Origin of the sequence: Pseudomonas sp. PICF141, from assembly GCF_002286815.1 — a bacterium.
Classification (GTDB): domain Bacteria; phylum Pseudomonadota; class Gammaproteobacteria; order Pseudomonadales; family Pseudomonadaceae; genus Aquipseudomonas.
In genome coordinates, this window is sequence record NZ_MUNM01000051.1 from 1 (window position 1) to 17,007 (window position 17,007).

The 17,007-nt window shown below is 59.7% G+C and carries 14 protein-coding genes and 1 riboswitch; of the genes, 9 read left to right on the forward strand and 5 right to left on the reverse strand.

The window, feature by feature from the left end; all coding sequences use genetic code 11:
• Positions 1-48: 48 nt before the first annotated feature.
• Positions 49-1,212, reverse strand: coding sequence for a 1-acyl-sn-glycerol-3-phosphate acyltransferase (locus BZL43_RS14100; protein ID WP_177409333.1), 1,164 nt, complete (start codon positions 1,210-1,212; stop codon positions 49-51).
• A 142-nt stretch (positions 1,213-1,354) separates the two neighbouring features.
• Here BZL43_RS14100 and BZL43_RS14105 point away from each other — a divergent pair, with 142 nt between their 5' ends.
• The 4 genes from BZL43_RS14105 to BZL43_RS14120 all read left to right on the forward strand — a co-directional run bounded on the left by BZL43_RS14105 (position 1,355) and on the right by BZL43_RS14120 (position 3,413).
• Entirely contained in the window at positions 1,355-1,537 is a 183-nt protein-coding gene (locus tag BZL43_RS14105; protein ID WP_007905243.1) for a CPXCG motif-containing cysteine-rich protein, read from the forward strand.
• A gap of 6 nt (positions 1,538-1,543) precedes the next feature.
• Complete coding sequence (locus BZL43_RS14110) at positions 1,544-1,804, forward strand: putative signal transducing protein (protein WP_095632871.1); 261 nt, start codon at positions 1,544-1,546, stop codon at positions 1,802-1,804.
• 35 nt (positions 1,805-1,839) lie between these two features.
• Complete coding sequence (locus tag BZL43_RS14115; protein WP_008072136.1) at positions 1,840-2,463, forward strand: SOS response-associated peptidase; 624 nt, start codon at positions 1,840-1,842, stop codon at positions 2,461-2,463.
• A 131-nt stretch (positions 2,464-2,594) separates the two neighbouring features.
• Positions 2,595-3,413 (forward strand): M48 family metallopeptidase, encoded by an 819-nt coding sequence (locus BZL43_RS14120; protein ID WP_095632872.1) that lies wholly within the window; start codon positions 2,595-2,597, stop codon positions 3,411-3,413.
• 149 nt (positions 3,414-3,562) lie between these two features.
• Here the strand turns inward: BZL43_RS14120 and BZL43_RS14125 are convergent, their stop codons facing one another.
• The 3 genes from BZL43_RS14125 to BZL43_RS14135 all read right to left on the reverse strand — a co-directional run bounded on the left by BZL43_RS14125 (position 3,563) and on the right by BZL43_RS14135 (position 6,556).
• The gene (locus tag BZL43_RS14125) at positions 3,563-4,147 is read right to left on the reverse strand and encodes a TMEM165/GDT1 family protein (protein WP_095632880.1); all 585 of its coding nucleotides are present in this window, start codon (positions 4,145-4,147) and stop codon (positions 3,563-3,565) included.
• 92 nt (positions 4,148-4,239) lie between these two features.
• Positions 4,240-4,362: riboswitch (yybP-ykoY riboswitch) on the reverse strand.
• A 196-nt stretch (positions 4,363-4,558) separates the two neighbouring features.
• Complete coding sequence (locus BZL43_RS14130) at positions 4,559-5,557, reverse strand: class I SAM-dependent methyltransferase (RefSeq protein ID WP_095632873.1); 999 nt, start codon at positions 5,555-5,557, stop codon at positions 4,559-4,561.
• Between the two features lie 33 nt (positions 5,558-5,590).
• Complete coding sequence (locus BZL43_RS14135) at positions 5,591-6,556, reverse strand: 2-hydroxyacid dehydrogenase (protein WP_095632874.1); 966 nt, start codon at positions 6,554-6,556, stop codon at positions 5,591-5,593.
• Positions 6,557-6,758: 202 nt separating this feature from the next.
• Here BZL43_RS14135 and BZL43_RS14140 point away from each other — a divergent pair, with 202 nt between their 5' ends.
• The 5 genes from BZL43_RS14140 (at position 6,759) to BZL43_RS14165 (ending at position 16,039) form a co-directional block, all read left to right on the forward strand.
• Positions 6,759-7,388: a LysE family translocator gene (locus BZL43_RS14140; protein WP_095632875.1), complete on the forward strand. Its 630-nt coding sequence runs from the start codon at positions 6,759-6,761 to the stop codon at positions 7,386-7,388.
• 199 nt (positions 7,389-7,587) lie between these two features.
• Entirely contained in the window at positions 7,588-9,270 is a 1,683-nt protein-coding gene (locus tag BZL43_RS14145) for a fatty acid--CoA ligase (RefSeq protein WP_095632876.1), read from the forward strand.
• Positions 9,271-9,604: 334 nt separating this feature from the next.
• Positions 9,605-11,494 (forward strand): DUF1302 domain-containing protein, encoded by a 1,890-nt coding sequence (locus BZL43_RS14150; RefSeq protein WP_095632877.1) that lies wholly within the window; start codon positions 9,605-9,607, stop codon positions 11,492-11,494.
• Between the two features lie 28 nt (positions 11,495-11,522).
• Entirely contained in the window at positions 11,523-12,887 is a 1,365-nt protein-coding gene (locus BZL43_RS14155) for a DUF1329 domain-containing protein (RefSeq protein ID WP_095632878.1), read from the forward strand.
• A gap of 413 nt (positions 12,888-13,300) precedes the next feature.
• Entirely contained in the window at positions 13,301-16,039 is a 2,739-nt protein-coding gene (locus tag BZL43_RS14165) for a LuxR C-terminal-related transcriptional regulator (RefSeq protein WP_095632879.1), read from the forward strand.
• A gap of 73 nt (positions 16,040-16,112) precedes the next feature.
• On the opposite strand, the gene BZL43_RS14170 is transcribed toward BZL43_RS14165, so the two are convergent.
• The coding region (locus tag BZL43_RS14170) for a calcium-binding protein (protein WP_143517858.1) at positions 16,113-17,007 on the reverse strand (895 nt) is incomplete at its 5' end.

Consider the following 17,007-nt stretch of genomic DNA (forward strand, 5'->3'; position numbering starts at 1 on the left):
CAAGCCCCCTCGCCACAGGGCGCCGTTGTCGTATCCAGCCAAAATCGCTTAAAGCGGCAACCCGGCCTTGACCCGATACTGATTGCGCACCGGTGTCGCATATTGCAGCACCAGGAACGGACGATGCTCCTCAGGGCAAGCCTCCAGCCGGCGTTGCCATTCTTCCTGTGCCTTGGCCAGTTCGTCCGCCGCAAATACCTCGGCCGCTTTCGGCACCTGTAGTTGCGGGTCGGCGTCTTTCCACTGCGCATACGCCAGGTAATGCACCGGGAACAACCGATAACCGCCAAGAATCTGCTTGTCTATTTCGGTCGCCAATTGCTTGGTGTCTTCGAACAATTCGGTGATCGGCGCGGCAAAATTCACATGGACCCGGCCTTTGTAACCGGTGATACCTTTGGCGATGCTCACGTCATCCTCGCCCGGCACCTTGGTGTAGCTGCCGGTGGTGGCTCGGATGTACAGCTCGCGCGCTTTGGCCTGGTCGCACGGGTCGTATTCATAGCTGATCGACACCGGAGTGAGGTTCAACGAGCGGATGACTTCGCCGAACGGTTCGTCCTTGCGGCTCATGTGAAACATCTTGAGGATCGCCGACTCGGTGCGGTCGTCGCCGTCCTTGGCCCGGCCTTCAGCCTGGGCGATCCAGATCGAGGCGCAGTCGTTATGGATCGAGTGATTGATGTACGCCGACAGTAACTGATACGCCGCCATTTTTTCCCGGCGACCGGTGATCGAACGGTGCACGATGAAACTCTTGTTCAGGCGCATCAAATCGCTGACAAAAGGCTTTTGCAGCAGGTTGTCGCCAATGGCAATGCGCGGAGTCGGCAGGCCGGCGTGGTACACGGCGTAGTTGACGAAGGCCGGGTCCATCACGATGTCGCGGTGGTTGGCGATGAACAGGTAGGCGCTGCCGGACTTGAACTGCTCGACGCCGGTGTATGTCACGCCGTCGGTTGCACGTTCGATGGTGTGGTCGACATAGAACTCGACTTTGTCTTGCAGCGTAGCCACCGAATTGACCCCGGCGAACTCACGGCGCAGCCGATGCGATATAAGAGGTTTGAGCATCCAGCCGAAGGCACCGGCATAGCGCGGGAAGCGGAAGTGGATGAGGATATCTAGAAACGCCTTGTCGCCCAGCAGCCGGTTCAGTACTGCCGGGACTTCGCTGTCGTCGTAAGGTCGGATGGCATCGAATTCGCCCATCATGCTCTCTTGTTAGAAACGGCTAGTGTAAGTAAAGGTTTTGATCGAAAACCAACGGGGCACGGTCTGAAAAGTTAGCCAGACGAAAATAGCCCTGCAAATAGACCGGCGATTATACGCACAAGTCACTTGGGAGACCGCGATGCTGGAAACCGAGCGCTATGAATGCCCCTATTGCGGTGAAGAGTCTGAGGCTGTTCTGGACTTGTCCGGCGGCGATCAGACCTATATCGAAGATTGCCCTGTGTGTTGCCGCCCCATCACTTTTGTTTTGCAGACTGACGGTCACGAATGGTTGCTCGAAGTTCATAGCGAAAACGAGTGAGGGTCTATGCAGCGCATCTACGAACCGGAAAACCTGATGGAAGGCGAACTGCTGCAAAGCATGCTCGCCAGCGAAGGCATCGAGGCGCATCTGGTAGGCCGCCATTTGATCGGCGGCACCGGGGAATTGCCGATGTTCGGCTTGCTGGGCTTATCGGTCGAAAACGATCAGGCCGAATACGCCCGGGAGCTGATCACCGCGTACAATGCCGCGCTGCCGCTGTCGGGTGATGAACCGGAGAGTTTTCCCGGCACGCTGGTCTGTTAGGCTGACGTTCGTTTGATCAAGAGTCGTATTGCCCCATGTGTGGACGTTATGCCCTGTTTCGCTGGAACCCCGCCTTCGCGGCCCTGCCCGGATTCCCCGCCGATCAGCAGGCCCAGTGGAATATTTCCCCCAACGATTCGGTGTTGATGCTGCGTGCCGGCGCAGACGGGCAACGTGAGTTGGCCCGCGCCCGCTGGGGCCTGACGCCGCCGTGGCTGACCGACCTTTCCCGCACTCCGGCCCATGCTCGCGCCGAAACCGTGGCCGAACAGCCGATGTTTCGCGAAGCCTTGCGCTTGCGCCGCTGCCTGTTGCCGGCCAATGGTTTTTACGAATGGCGCGGCACTACCCGCAAGCGTCCGTACTGGTTAACTCCGGGGGAGGGTTCGGCGCTGTTCTTCGCGGCGATCTGGGAGGCGTATCCGGTGCAGGAACAGGTGTGGTTGAGTACGGCGGTGATCACCCAGCCGGCTTCGAGTCAGCGTCGCCCGTTGATTCTCGATGCGGCGGGGCAACAAGCCTGGCTCGACCCCGAAACGCCGTTGCATGCCTTGCAGGCGCTGTTGGCCAGCGAACCTGCAGCGTTGCGCGAGCGGGTGCTGGCGAACCTGGTGAATGATCCGAAGCTTAATGGCCCGGAGTGTTTGACCCCGGGTTAAATGGGTTATGTGAAATTTTTCCTACGGTGATGAGGGCTTTGTCTGAAATGTCGGTGCTGCACGTCCGTTGTATCTGGCGCCGATACAAATCCCCACCTAGGATACGCGGCATGTTTCCAGGGAGTTTCTTGATGAATAAGACATTGGTTTTGTGTGCACTGAGCGCGGGTCTGCTGCTCGCCGGTTGTCAGTCGGTCAACACCACTAGCGGTGGGGCCGTGGGCGTTGAGCGCAAGCAATACATGTTCAGCATGTTGTCGACCGCCGAGGTTAACCAGATGTACGCCCAGTCTTATCAAAAGACCGTCGGAGAGGCGAACAGCAAAGGCGTGCTGGACAAAACCAGTAACAATGCCAAGCGCGTCCAGGCGATCTCCAATCGCCTGATTGCCCAGGCGCCAGTGTTCCGTCCGGATTCGGCGCAGTGGCAATGGGAAGTGAACCTGATCAAGAGCGACGAGCTGAACGCTTCCTGCGGGCCTGGCGGCAAGATCATTTTTTACTCCGGGCTGATCGACACCCTGCAACTCACCGACGATGAAATCGCCGCCATTATCGGCCATGAAATCGCCCACGCCCTGCGCGAGCACGGCCGGGAAGCGATGTCCAGGGCTTACGGTATCGAAATGGCCAAGCAGGGTGCTGGTGCGTTGTTCGGCCTGGGCGAGGGTGGCCTGATGATGGCGGACACCGTGGCGAAATATGGCATGACCTTGCCCAACAGTCGCGGCAATGAAAACGAGGCTGACCTGATCGGCCTCGAATTGGCCGCCCGCGCCGGGTACAACCCGAACGCCGCGATCACGCTGTGGAACAAGATGAGCAAAGCCTCCAATGGTGCACCACCAGAGTTCCTGAGCACTCACCCGGCGTCGGCCAGTCGGATTTCTGCCTTGCAGGCGGCGATTCCGAAGGTGATGCCGTTGTATGAGAAAGCATCGAAACCCTGATAGATAGGTATTGATGCCGCTGACGCCTTCGCGGGCAAGCCTCGCTCCTACAGGTTTTCGGTCGATTACATAAAGTGTGTACGACACAAAACCTGTAGGAGCGAGGCTTGCCCGCGAAGAACGATAATGCGGTCTAACGACCTACCGCATCAAACCCACCCGCTGCTCTGCATCGCCTTGTACACCGCAACAATCGCCAAAACCAGGAACGCCGACGCCGCCAGGCGACGGATCAGGGTCAAAGGCAGTTTGTCCGCCGCAAAGTTACCTGCCAGTACCACTGGCACGTTGGCAATCAACATCCCGGCGGTTGTGCCGATGATCACCAGCCACAATTCCGGGTACTGCGCGGCCAGCATCACGGTTGCGACTTGGGTCTTGTCGCCCATTTCCGCGAGGAAGAATGCAATCAGCGTCGTCAGGAACGGCCCGAACTTGCGGGCGGTGCTGGCTTCGTCTTCGTCCATCTTGTCCGGCACCAGCGTCCACAAGGCTGTGGCGGCGAAGCTCGCGGCGAGGATCCAGTGCAACGTCGCATTCGAGAAGAAACTGCCGAACCAGGCGCCTACCGCACCGGCCGCCGCGTGGTTGGCCAGGGTCGCGGCGACGATGCCGGCGATGATCGGCCAGGGTTTGCGAAAGCGGGCAGCGAGAATGAGCGCGAGCAGTTGCGTCTTGTCGCCAATTTCGGCCAAGGCAACGATTGCGGTGGGAACGAGCAGGGAGTCCAGCATCATCAGGGTTTTCCTAAGGGGCGGGTCGACACGGCTATGACACGTACAGCCTTCCCGCCCCGGGTAAGGTGTTCGTGTCATAGGTCTTGTCAAACCCTGCGAGCCGTCTGGTGCGGACGCTTGGGTCGCATACGCCATGGTCTTTTGACCAAGTATGTTGACGTATGCCGGACGAGCATGGCGCTCGTGGGAGACTACTCCCCTAGGACGGAGCGGATTCTGCCTAGGCAAAACCGATTGGGCAAGCCCCAATGTCAGTCGTTAAGTGGCAGAACCTGTGGGAGCGTGGCTTGCCCGCGAAGAACGATGACGCGTAATACCTGAAAACTGCGGTGTATTCTTCGCGGGCAAGCCACGCTCCCACAAGGATCTGCGTCGCTCAGGGGCAAGCGCTGTTTTTCGAAAGTGTTTTCAGCCGCGCTTGGCCCGGTAGATTCGGAAACCCTGTCCTTCAGCCTTGATCGCACACACGCCCAAGTGCTCTTCGATCAGCGGTTGATACTTCAGGAAGCTGTTCGCTACCAATCGAAGTTCGCCGCCGTTTTTCAGATGTCTGGCTGCTTTTCGCAGCAAGTTCTCGGTGGCGAAATAATCGGTGTGTACGCCGACATGGAACGGTGGGTTGCTCAGGATCGCGCTCAAACCCATGGGCGCCGCATCGATGCCGTCACCGGTCATCACCTCCGCGTCCAGGCCATTGGCAGCCAGGGTCAGGCGACTGCTGGCAGCAGCAAATGCGTCCACATCGAGCAAGGTGACCTGGTTATGTGGATAACGCCGCTTGACCGCCGCTCCCAACACCCCCGCGCCACACCCGAAATCCAGCAAGTGGCCGCTGGGCAATTTGTCCAGGTGTTCCAGCAACAGGGCGCTGCCGCGATCCAGTCGACCGTGGCTGAACACGCCCGGCAGGCTGATGACTTTCAATGGGCCTTCGGCCAATGGCAATTCATATTCCTGGGCCAGGCTTTCCAGCGACTTGGCTTCTGGTGCATTGGCCACCGTGACCTGCCAGAGCTGGCAATGCCGTGCGCTGTCGAGCTTGCGGGGTTTGCCGAAGGGGTTCAGCTGCTTGGCCGCGCCTTCGATACCGCTGCGTTTTTCGCCCACCAGGTACAACTCACGGCCGGCCAAACGAGAGGCGAGGGCGTTGAGGATGTAATCGGTCAGGTCTTTGGACTTGGGCAGAAATACCACAGCGCTGTCGAACCCGCGCTCCGGCGCATTCACGCCGAAATGGCTGCGCTCGGCGAAACGGGCGTCCAGCGCCGCTTGGTCGCCGGCGTGCCAGCACCAACCGTGGGCATCGGGCAAGCGGCCCAGCAAATCATCGGCGGGCAAACCGGCCAGCAACACCGAACCCTGGAATAACTCGGCCTGACGAAGCAGTACTTCACTGCGCGGATCCATACTCTGCTCCTTGAAAAAAAGTGCCGCAGTTTATCAACTGACAACCCGCAGCGCTTGACCGCTGAAGTAACCTTGGGCGTTTTCGGTCAACTGGCCAACGATTCTTTGCCGCGCCTCGCGGCTGCCCCAGGCGTTGTGCGGGGTGACGATCAGCCGTGGAATATCCTGGGCCAGCAGTGGATTGCCCGCGGTGGGTGGTTCGACGCTCAACACGTCGGTGGCCGCGCCGCCCAGATGACCGTTGCGCAAGGCGTCGGCCAATGCGTGCTCGTCAATCAAACCACCGCGCGCGGTGTTGATCACGAAGGCCCCGGGTTTCATCGAGGCCAGTTCGCGGGCGCCAATGAAGTGGCGAGTGTGTTCGTTGAGCGGACAGTGCAGGGTCAGGGCGTCGATTTGCGGCAGCAGCTCCTCCAGCGGCAAGCGATCCGGCCGGGCAGGGCGCCCCGGAATCTGCCCCAGCAACACGCGCATACCGAACGCCTCGGCCAGCCGCGCCACGGCACTGCCCAGTTCGCCATGGCCAAGCAGGCCGAGGGTTTTGCCTTCCAGTTCGACGATCGGGTAATCCAGCAGGCAGAACTGTTTCGCTTGTTGCCAGCGACCTTCGGCGACGGCTTTTTGATAATCGGCCAGACGCGTCGCCAGATTCAGCAACAACATGATTGTGTGCTGAGCCACCGACGGCGTGCCGTAACCCTGGCAGTTGCAAACGGTGATTCCATGGGCACGAGCGGCGGCGAGGTCAACGTTATTGGTGCCGGTTGCGGTGATCAGGATCAGCTTCAATGCCGGGCTGGCCGTCATGGCCGCTGCATCGATCACAATCTTGTTGCTGATGGCGACGCTGGCGCCTTTGAGGCGTTCAATCACCTGATCAGGCGTGGTCTGCGCGAACAATTCCAACTCGCTGAAGCAATCGCGCAATGGATTGAGGTCGAGATCGCCGAGGTCCAGGGACGGATGGTCGAGAAAAACGGCGCGGCGAGAGATCGTCATCAACTGTACCTTTTGTGCATTGAACTGAAGGCGTAATCTGCCGAGCCTACCAGATGAAAAATGGTGCTGCTGCCCAAGGCTGCGTTCACTGTAGGAGCGAGGCTTGCATTACGGTTGGCGGTGGCCACAGGTTTTACAGATGCCATAGGCTGTGACGTCCATCCTGGAATTTTCAATTGATCGCTGCCCAAAAGGAGCCCCCATGTACTGGACAGAGTTCTTGACCGTTGCCCTGATTCACTTGCTGGCCGTCGCCAGCCCCGGCCCGGATTTCGCCGTGGTAGTGCGTGAGAGCGTAACCCACGGTCGCCGTGCCGGAACCTGGACGGCGCTGGGTGTCGGCTCGGCGATTTTCCTGCACGTCGGTTATTCGCTGTTGGGTATCGGGCTGATCGTGTCTCAGTCAATCGTGCTGTTCAACGCCCTGAAATGGGCCGCCGCTGCCTACCTGTTGTACATCGGCTTCAAGGCCTTGCGTGCGCAACCGGCCCCACCTGCAACTGACGATCTGCACCAGGAGGCTGGCGAACGCTGCGCACGGGGCGCCTTCACTTCAGGTTTCGTGACCAACGGCTTGAACCCGAAAGCCACGTTGTTTTTCCTGTCGCTGTTCACGGTAGTGATCAATCCGCACACGCCACTGGCGGTACAGGCCGGTTACGGGGTGTACCTGGCCGCGGCGACGGCTGTCTGGTTCTGCCTGGTGGCGATGCTGTTCAGCCAGCAACGCGTGCGCGCCGGTTTCGCCCGCATGGGGCACTGGTTCGATCGGACCATGGGCGCGGTGCTGGTCGCCATCGGCGTGAAACTCGCATTCACCGAGATGCATTGATCAAACACCAGTCTGCCGAACGGCGCGGTCCCTCGTAGGAGCTGCGCGTTCGTACACATGAATCTCCGCAAATGCTGGCGTAAAGCTAGCATCTGTACGTCTGTGCAAATCATCCCTTCGGCTGATTTGGCTGGCGTTCAAGGGCTCTAGAGTGCTTAGCTTTAGAAACCAAGACCGTGCAGTCAGAAAAGGGACTCTTATGTTGCAGACTCGCGTTATTCCCCCGGCCGAGGGCGCTTACCAGTATCCGCTGTTGATTAAACGGCTGCTGATGTCCGGTGCCCGTTACGAAAAAACCCGCGAAATCATTTATCGCGATCAATTGCGCTACAGCTATCCGACCCTCATCGAGCGGGTCGCGCGGCTGGCCAATGTGCTCACGGCCGCTGGCGTGAAGGCCGGGGATACCGTGGCGGTGATGGACTGGGACAGCCATCGCTACCTGGAATGCATGTTTGCCATCCCGATGATCGGTGCGGTGATCCACACCATCAACGTACGCCTGTCGCCGGAACAGATTCTCTACACCATGAACCACGCCGAGGACCGCTTCGTGCTGGTCAACAGCGAGTTCGTCGGGTTGTACAAGGCAATTGCCGGGCACCTGACCACCGTGGAAAAAACCCTGCTGCTGACCGACTTGCCGGAAAAAACCGCCGAACTGCCGAACCTGATTGGCGAATACGAGCAATTGCTGGCTGCCGCCAGCACCCAATACGACTTTGAAGACTTCGACGAAAACTCGGTTGCCACCACGTTCTATACCACCGGCACCACGGGTAACCCCAAAGGCGTGTATTTCACCCACCGGCAACTGGTGCTGCACACCATGGGCGTGTCGACCATCATGGGCTCCATCGACAGCGTGCGCCTGCTGGGCACCAATGATGTGTACATGCCGATTACCCCGATGTTCCATGTGCATGCCTGGGGTTTGCCGTATGTGGCGACCATGCTCGGGCTCAAGCAGGTCTACCCCGGCCGTTACGATCCCGAGTATCTGGTGGAGTTGTGGCGCAAGGAGAAGGTGACCTTTTCCCACTGCGTGCCAACCATTCTGCAAATGGTCCTCAATGCCAAAGCGGCGCAAAACACCGATTTCGGCGGCTGGAAAATCGTTATCGGCGGCAGTGCGCTCAACCGTGCGCTGTATGAAGCGGCCAAAGCCAAGGGTATTCAGTTGACCGCCGCTTACGGCATGTCGGAAACCGGCCCATTGGTATCGTGCGCGCACCTCAACGATGAGCTGATGGCCGGCACCGAAGACGAACGCATTACTTACCGGATCAAGGCCGGTGTGCCGGGGCCATTGGTCGAGGCGGCGATCGTTGACACCGACGGCAACTTCCTGCCTGCCGATGGCGAGACCCAGGGCGAACTGGTGCTGCGTGCCCCGTGGCTCACCGAGGGCTATTTCAACGAGGCGCAGAAAGGCGCGGAGCTCTGGGCCGGAGGCTGGTTGCACACCGGCGACGTGGCGACCCTGGACAGCATGGGCGTGATCGATATTCGCGACCGGATCAAGGACGTGATCAAGACCGGCGGCGAATGGATTTCCTCCCTGGACCTGGAAGACCTGATCAGCCGCCACCCTGCGGTACGCGAAGTAGCGGTGGTGGGCATCGCCGATCCGCAGTGGGGCGAGCGGCCGTTTGCGCTGTTGGTCGTCAGGGAAGGGCATGAGATCGGGGCCAAGGAACTCAAGGAACACCTCAAGCCGTTCGTCGAACAGGGGCACCTGAGCAAGTGGGCCATCCCGAGCCAGATCGCCATTGTTACTGAAATTCCCAAGACCAGTGTCGGCAAACTCGACAAGAAGCGCATCCGCGTCGACATCACCGAATGGCAGGCTAACAACAGTACCTTCCTCTCGACGCTTTAAGCGTCTTCTGGCGCGCCGAAAACGGCGCGCCAGACCCACCAAGCAAGCGCTTGACTTGTGAAATCCGAATTTTCAGCCATCCTTGCCGTGCCGACAGGTGTCGGACTGGCGAAAGGACTGTTCCAGAGTGGCCGGCAGCTGCAAATCACACTTTAGAGGGATCAAGCACTACTACCTGCTGGCTATAGTCCGCTCAAGGAATTTTTAAGAACGGAGCGCGCACAAAACGGGGCGATGCAACTTTGGCGTGACGTCGGAACCACCTGGCTTTCGGTCACCCACAACGTTTTTAAAAGTACCCAGCCATAACAATAATGCACATGGAGTAGCGTCGATGACATCAGTAAACCAGTTCTGGCGCCGGGCGAAACTGCCCCTGGCGGTCAGTCTTGCCTCTTCGCTCGCCGGGCCTGCATTCGGCGTCAGTTTCAACGTCGGTGAGATCGAAGGTCAATTCGACTCATCCCTGTCGATCGGGGCCAGTTGGTCTACTCAGAGCCCGAACAAGAACCTCATCGGCGTCAATAACGGGGGCCACGGCCTGTCCCAGACGTCTGATGACGGTCACAACAACTTCAAGAGCGGCGAAACCTTCTCGAAGATCTTCAAGGGCATCCATGACCTTGAATTGAAATACGGCGACACCGGTGTCTTCGTCCGGGGCAAATACTGGTACGACTTCGAACTCAAGGATGAAAGCCGCGAGTTCAAAGACATCAGCGACAGCAACCGCAAGGAGGGCGCCAAGTCCTCCGGTGGCCAGATCCTCGACGCTTTCGTCTACCACAACTACGCCATTGCCGATCAGCCGGGTTCCGTCCGTCTGGGCAAGCAGGTCGTGAGCTGGGGGGAAAGTACGTTCATCGGTGGCGGCATCAACTCGATCAACCCGATTGACGTGTCCGCGTTCCGTCGTCCAGGTGCCGAAGTCAAGGAAGGTCTGATTCCGGTCAACATGTTCTATGTGTCCCAGAGCCTGACCGACAACCTGTCGGCCGAAGCGTTCTATCAGCTCGAATGGGATCAGACGGTTGTCGATAACTGCGGCACCTTCTTCTCCCAGCCGGACATTATTGCCGACGGCTGCGAAGACAATCTGCGTGTGCTGAACAAGCGTTCGACCATTCCAGCCATCGCATTGGGCCCATTGGCCGCCGCGGGCGTCGACGTCAACGAGGAAGGTGTGCTGGTGCGTCGCGGTCCGGATCGCGATGCGCGAGACAGCGGCCAGTGGGGCGCGTCCTTGAAGTACATGTTCGAACCACTCGACACCGAGTTCGGCGCCTACTTCATGAACTACCACAGCCGGGCGCCGATCTTCAGCGCCACAGGTGCTCCGCAATCGATCTACAACGGCGTGGCAGCTTTGCCGGCGGCGTTCCGCGCGCTGGGGCCGCTGGTGGTCGCCGGTAATTCCGAGTACTTCGTCGAGTACCCTGAAGACATCCGTCTCTACGGCTTGAGCTTCTCCACCACGCTACCGACCGGTACGGCGTGGAGCGGTGAGATCAGCTACCGTCCGAACGCGCCAGTGCAGCTCAACTCCACTGACATCCTGTTTGCCGGCGTACGCCCATTGGGCGGTGCCTTGGCCAACGCTTCGCTGCTCCCTGGTGTACCGGGTCAGGATCTGCACGGTTATCGCCGCAAGGAAATTACCCAGTTCCAGACCACGCTGACGCACTTCTTCGATCAAGTCATGGGCGCCAGCCGTCTGACCCTGGTGGGCGAAGTGGGCGTGACCCATGTTGGCGGCCTGGAAAGCAGCTCCGAAATCCGTTACGGCCGCGACCCGGTCTATGGTCCTGGTGAACTGCCGGCTACCGGCGGCCTCAACACCTGTTCGGCGATCCTCAATACCAGCACCATCAACGGTGCGGGCGCGGGTGCTGCAACCAACAACCGTAGCCGCAATTGCGAAGACGAGGGCTTCACCACGGCGATGTCGTGGGGTTATCGCGGTCGCGCCATCTGGGAATACAACGACGTGTTCGCCGGTGTGAACCTCAAGCCGAACGTGGCCTGGTCCCACGACGTGAGCGGTTACTCGCCAGGCCCTGGCGGCAACTTCGAGGAAGGTCGTAAAGCGGTGAGCCTGGGGGTCGATGCCGAATACCAGAACACTTACACCGCGAGCCTGGCCTACACCAACTTCTTCGACGGCGAGTACACCACCGTGGATGATCGCGACTTCGTTGCACTCAGCTTCGGCGTGAACTTCTAAGCACTGCATTTTCAGGACGAACACATTTATGAAAATAACAAAAAGTCTGTTCCACGTTGGCGTTCTGGGTCTGTCGCTGCTGGCAACCGGCGTCATGGCAGCGGTCCCGGCGGCAGAAGCGGACAAGCTGGGCAAGAGCCTGACCCCGATGGGCGCGGAAATGGCGGGCAACGCCGACGGTTCGATTCCGGCCTGGAAACCCCTGCCGAAAAACGCCGGTGCCGTGGACAGCAAGGGTTTCCTGGCTGACCCGTTCCCGAGTGAAAAACCGCAGTTCACCATCACCGCGCAAAACGTCGACCAGTACAAGGACAAGCTCGCGCCGGGTCAGTACGCGATGTTCAAGCGCTACCCCGAAACCTTCAAGATGCCGGTCTACCCGTCCCATCGCGGTGCCACCGTGCCGGATGAGGTGTTTGCCTCGATCAAGAAGAACGCCACCAGCACCAATCTGGTGTCTGGCGGCAACGGTCTGGAAAACTTCGAAACGGCGATCCCGTTCCCGATTCCGAAAAGCGGCGTTGAAGTCATCTGGAACCATATCACCCGTTATCGCGGTGGCAGTGTGACCCGTCTGATCACCCAGGCCACGCCACAGCCGAACGGCTCGTTCAGCCTGGTGTACTTCGAGGATCAGTTCGTCTTCCGCGACAAGATGAAAGATTACGACCCGAAAAACCCGGGCAACATCCTGTTCTACTTCAAGCAGAAAGTGACCGCGCCGGCGCGCCTGGCCGGTGGTGTGCTACTGGTGCACGAAACCCTCGACCAGGTTAAAGAGCCACGTTCGGCGTGGGTCTATAACGCCGGTCAGCGTCGTGTGCGTCGTGCGCCGCAAGTGTCCTATGACGGGCCGGGGACCGCTGCCGATGGCCTGCGTACCTCCGACAACCTGGACATGTACAACGGTGCGCCGGATCGCTATGACTGGAAGCTCGAAGGCAAGAAAGAGATGTACATCGCCTCCAACAGCTACAAGCTCGACTCGCCGCAATTGAAGTACGCCGACATCATCAAGGCCGGCCATATCAACCAGGACCTGACTCGCTATGAACTGCGCAGGGTCTGGCATGTGGTTGCGACCCTGAAGGACGGTCAGCGTCACATCTACGCCAAACGTGACTTCTACATCGACGAAGACACCTGGCAAGCGGCGGTGGTCGACCACTACGACGGTCGCGGGCAACTGTGGCGCGTCGCCGAGGCTCACTCCCAGAACTACTACGACAAGCAAGTGCCGTGGTACACCCTCGAAACCCTGTACGACCTGCAATCGGGTCGCTACCTGGCACTGGGCATGAAGAACGAAGAGAAGTCGGCGTATAACTTCGGCTTCACCGCAAGTACCGCCGACTTCACGCCGGCAGCCTTGCGTCAGGAAGGCGTTCGCTAATACGTTGTAGACCGAGGCCGCATCCTCGAAAAAACGCCCCGACTGGTTCGGGGCGTTTTTTTTGGAAGCTCATGAATATCGTTGTAGCAGCTGCCGAGCCTGCGAGGCTGCGTTCGCTGGTAGCAGCTGTCGAGCTTGCGAGGCTGCGTTCGGCTGCGCAGCAGTCGTGAATCAGGCTGACGCGGTCTGCCTGATGCACCGCAAGTTCTGGTTTGACGACTGCTGCGCAGCCGAACGCAGCCTCGCAGGCTCGGCAGCTGCTACGGGGTCTGCGAGGCTGGTCGGTTCGTCGACACTTTTGTTCGTAGTCTTTTTGTAGCCATTTGTAGCAATAACCTTCAATAGCTCTTCGTTTACCGCTAGGCTGCGGACATCTGTAACGCCGCCATCAGCCTTTCAAACAAGAGCCGGCCATGACTGATCTGTCCCCACTTCCGGGCCCTGCAAGCGTTGCCGTCGCCACATTGGACGGACGTTTTTTCCGGCCTCCGCTGCCCGATGGCCATGTCTTGCGGCCGCGTTTATGCGAGCGTCTGGGCGCCGGTCTCGGTGGCAGGCTATTGCTGGTCAGCGCGCCGGCGGGGTTCGGCAAGAGTTCATTAGCGGTGGAGTTTTGCCAGGGGTTGCCGAATCACTGGCAAAGCCTGTGGCTGGGGTTAAGTCCACGGGACAGCGATCCGGGTCGTTTTCTTGAGCGTCTGCTCGAAGGTCTTCAGGAATATTTTCCACAACTGGGCAGCCAGGCGCTGGGGCTGCTGAAAATGCGCCAACGCCATCAGCCGTTCGCCTTCGAAGAATGGCTGGACGGTTTGCTCGATGAACTGGCTGTGCACCTTTCAACCAAGACGCCGCTGTTACTGGTACTCGATGACTATCATCTGGCCCAGGGGGCGGTGCTTGATCGTTGCCTGCAATTTTTTCTCAATCATTTGCCCGATGGTCTGCTGGTCATGGTCACCAGTCGGCAACGTCCCGACTGGCATCTGGCACGCCTGCGACTGTCGCGGCAACTGCTCGAGCTGCATGAGCAGGATCTTCGACTGACCCACGATGAAACTCTGAGCCTGCTGGATCGGCACAGCATTTCGTTGCGTGGCGAGGCGCTGGAGAGTTTGATCCAGCGCAGCGAAGGCTGGGTGGCCGGGCTGCGCTTCTGGTTGCTGGCGGCCTCCGAGGCGGGCAGCGAGGGCGCATTGCCGCAATCGCTGTACGGTGGGGAAGGGCTGATTCGCGATTACCTGCTTGAAGAAGTCATCGATTGCCTGCCCGCCGAGGTGCAGTCATTCCTGTACGACACCGCGCCCCAGGAGCGTTTTTGCAGCGAGTTGTGCGACGCCGTGCGCGAAGCCCATGACAGTGCCGAGATCCTGCGTTTCCTGTTGGCGCATCAGGTGTTTCTGGTGCCGCTGGACGAACACGGTCACTGGTATCGCTATCACCACTTGTTTTCCGACCTGTTGCGCAGCCGGCCCACCGCCCAGGCGATGGTGCCGACGGCCAGCCTGCATCTGCGTGCCTGCCGCTGGTTCAATTCCCAAGGGTTACTCGATGAGGCGGTGGAGCAGGCATTGCGTGCCGGGCATCTGGATGTTGCGGCGAATCTGGTGCAAAACCTTTCCGAAGAACAGCTGCTGGCCGAGCAGAACGTTGGCATGCTGCTGCGCTGGAAAATGGACCTGCCCGACAGCCTGCTGATCAGCACACCACGACTGATCGTGCTCTACAGCTGGGCGTTGGGGCTGGCCTGCCAACTGGACGCCGCCGAGGAGCTGGCCAGCCATCTGAGCCGCTTCCTGCCGGCGCCGTCGGCCACTGCGCAAAAGTCCATGCTGGCGCAATGGCTGGCCCTGAGCGGCATCATCGCCCGGGGCCGGGGCAATCGCGAGCTGACGTTGCGCTATTGCACCGAAGCGCTGGAGAGCCTGCCGGCCAAACGCTATGGGCAGCGCCTGATGTGCCTCTCGACATTGTCGAACCTGGCCATTGCCGACAGCGACCTTTGGCGGGCACGAGGGCTGAATCGTGAGTCCCTTGAACTGGCACAACGAGTCGGTAATCCGTTGTTCGAGGCTCTGGCCCATTACGACCGCGCTCGTGTACTGCAAGCGCGCGGCGAGATTCTTCGCTCACTGGATGAGGTTCGCCAAGGGCTGCAACGCCTGCAAGGCTTATCCCCGCAACGGCTGTACGCCGTGCGCGCGCGGCTGACGTTATACGAAGGATTCTTGCTCGCTCTGCGCTTGCAACCCCAGGCTGCGCGGGCACGTTTGCAAGCCGGGTTGGGCGAAGCCAGGGCCTGTCGCGACATCAGCGTGCTGATCGGCCATTGCGTGATCGCACGGCTGGATGGCTACAACGGCGAATTTGCCAAAGCCTTCGCCGAACTCTCCGAAGCCGAGCGTCTGATGCATATCTGGGATGTCCCGCCGATTTACTACCTGGCGATGATCACCCTGGTCAAATGCGAACTCTGGCTGGCCCAGGGCCGCACCGACCTCGCCGAAGCCTGGCTCACGCGATTGGGTCAGACCTACAACGGCGAGCACCCGGCAGCCCCGCCGGAATTCCATCCGCAACTGCCGCTGCACATTGAACTGCAACAGGCGGTGCTGGACATGATGAAGGGCCAGCCCATGCTCGCCGAAGGGCGCTTGAATGCGTTGCATGAACACGGTCAGCACAGCGGCCGGCAGATGCTCAGCGTGATGGCGCTCAGTCAGAAAATCATGCTGTTGCTGGCGGGTGGGCGCGAACCCGAGGCGCGCAAGGCGCTGACTCAGGCTTTGGAAGCGGCCGCCGGAGGTGTCCTGCAACCGTTTGATCCCTTGCTGGCCGCGCACGCGGACTGGCTACGCGGGCAACTTCAACTCTGTGCGCCGACGGCCGTTTCGCAGAGTCTCTCGGAAAAACTTCCGGCCATGACCTCCCGCCCGGCGCTGGAGTCATCGCCCGCGGCCGAACAGCTCAGTACGCGTGAACTGGCCGTTCTGCGACTGATCGCCCAAGGGTGTTCGAACCAGGAAATCAGCGATCAGTTGTTTATTTCGCTGCACACGGTCAAGACCCATGCCAGTCATATCAACAGTAAGTTAGGGGTTGAGCGGCGCACGCAGGCGGTGGCGCGGGCGAAGGAGCTGGGGGTTCTGTCTTAACTAAGGGACAATTGCAGTGTTAAACGGAAAACGCCCCGAACAAGTCGGGGCGTTTTTCATGGTATTGCCGTTGTCATGCCACCAGATCATTGGCACTGAAGTTATCCACGCCAACTAGCTGGATTTCGAAGTCCGCACCCAGCGTGCCGTTGACGTTGCCGTACAGCACATGATGTTCGAAACGCAGTTGTCCTGCCCCTGTGAATGCATTCGAATCAATGAAAGTGAAGGCGTTGAACGCAGTGGTGAGGATATTGGCATCGAGTTTCGACAGGTCGATCTTGTCGCCCTGCAGGTTGCTGAAGTCGGTGATGAAATCGCTGTTCACTCCTTTGCCCAGCTCGCTTATCAAACTGAAAATAAACCGGTCGGCACCGGAGCCCCCGGTGAGGGTGTCTGCACCCAGACTTCCCACCAGTAAGTCATTGCCCGCACCACCGTCGAGCAGGTCGTTGCCCGCTCCGCCATTGAGCAGGTTATTGCCGCTATTGCCGGTCAGCACATTATTCAATGTGTTGCCGACACCGTTGAGGTTATTGCTGCCGGTGAGGGTGAGGTTTTCCAGATTGGCGCCCAGGGTCCAGCTGGCCGAGGAACGCACGGTGTCGATTTCGCTCGCCAGGGCGCTGGTCTCGGTGATTACGTCCTTGAGGTTGTCGACGATGTAAGTGTCGTTGCCGCTGCCGCCGCTCATCACGTCGGCCCCGGCTCCGCCATCCAGAACGTTGTTGCCGGCGTTGCCGATCAGACGGTTGCCCAACGCGTTACCGGTGGCGTCGAGGTGGTCGCCGCCGGTGAGGCTCAGGTTCTCGAGGTTATTGCCCAGGGTGTAGCTGATCGACGACAGCACCGTGTCGATCTCGGCCAGGGAGGTGCCGCGTTCGATCACCGAGTCGCCGACATTGTCGATAACGTAGGTGTCGTTGCCGGCACCGCCGTCCAGGGTGTCGGCACCGGCCTTGCCGTCG

Excerpts from the sequence above, each read along its gene's own strand:
- BZL43_RS14100 (WP_177409333.1), bottom strand. The coding sequence starts at position 1,212 with ATGGGCGAATTCGATGCCATCCGACCTTACGACGACAGCGAAGTCCCG.
- BZL43_RS14105 (WP_007905243.1), top strand. The coding sequence starts at position 1,355 with ATGCTGGAAACCGAGCGCTATGAATGCCCCTATTGCGGTGAAGAGTCT.
- BZL43_RS14110 (WP_095632871.1), top strand. The coding sequence starts at position 1,544 with ATGCAGCGCATCTACGAACCGGAAAACCTGATGGAAGGCGAACTGCTG.
- BZL43_RS14115 (WP_008072136.1), top strand. The coding sequence starts at position 1,840 with ATGTGTGGACGTTATGCCCTGTTTCGCTGGAACCCCGCCTTCGCGGCC.
- BZL43_RS14120 (WP_095632872.1), top strand. The coding sequence starts at position 2,595 with ATGAATAAGACATTGGTTTTGTGTGCACTGAGCGCGGGTCTGCTGCTC.
- BZL43_RS14125 (WP_095632880.1), bottom strand. The coding sequence starts at position 4,147 with ATGCTGGACTCCCTGCTCGTTCCCACCGCAATCGTTGCCTTGGCCGAA.
- BZL43_RS14130 (WP_095632873.1), bottom strand. The coding sequence starts at position 5,557 with ATGGATCCGCGCAGTGAAGTACTGCTTCGTCAGGCCGAGTTATTCCAG.
- BZL43_RS14135 (WP_095632874.1), bottom strand. The coding sequence starts at position 6,556 with ATGACGATCTCTCGCCGCGCCGTTTTTCTCGACCATCCGTCCCTGGAC.
- BZL43_RS14140 (WP_095632875.1), top strand. The coding sequence starts at position 6,759 with ATGTACTGGACAGAGTTCTTGACCGTTGCCCTGATTCACTTGCTGGCC.
- BZL43_RS14145 (WP_095632876.1), top strand. The coding sequence starts at position 7,588 with ATGTTGCAGACTCGCGTTATTCCCCCGGCCGAGGGCGCTTACCAGTAT.
- BZL43_RS14150 (WP_095632877.1), top strand. The coding sequence starts at position 9,605 with ATGACATCAGTAAACCAGTTCTGGCGCCGGGCGAAACTGCCCCTGGCG.
- BZL43_RS14155 (WP_095632878.1), top strand. The coding sequence starts at position 11,523 with ATGAAAATAACAAAAAGTCTGTTCCACGTTGGCGTTCTGGGTCTGTCG.
- BZL43_RS14165 (WP_095632879.1), top strand. The coding sequence starts at position 13,301 with ATGACTGATCTGTCCCCACTTCCGGGCCCTGCAAGCGTTGCCGTCGCC.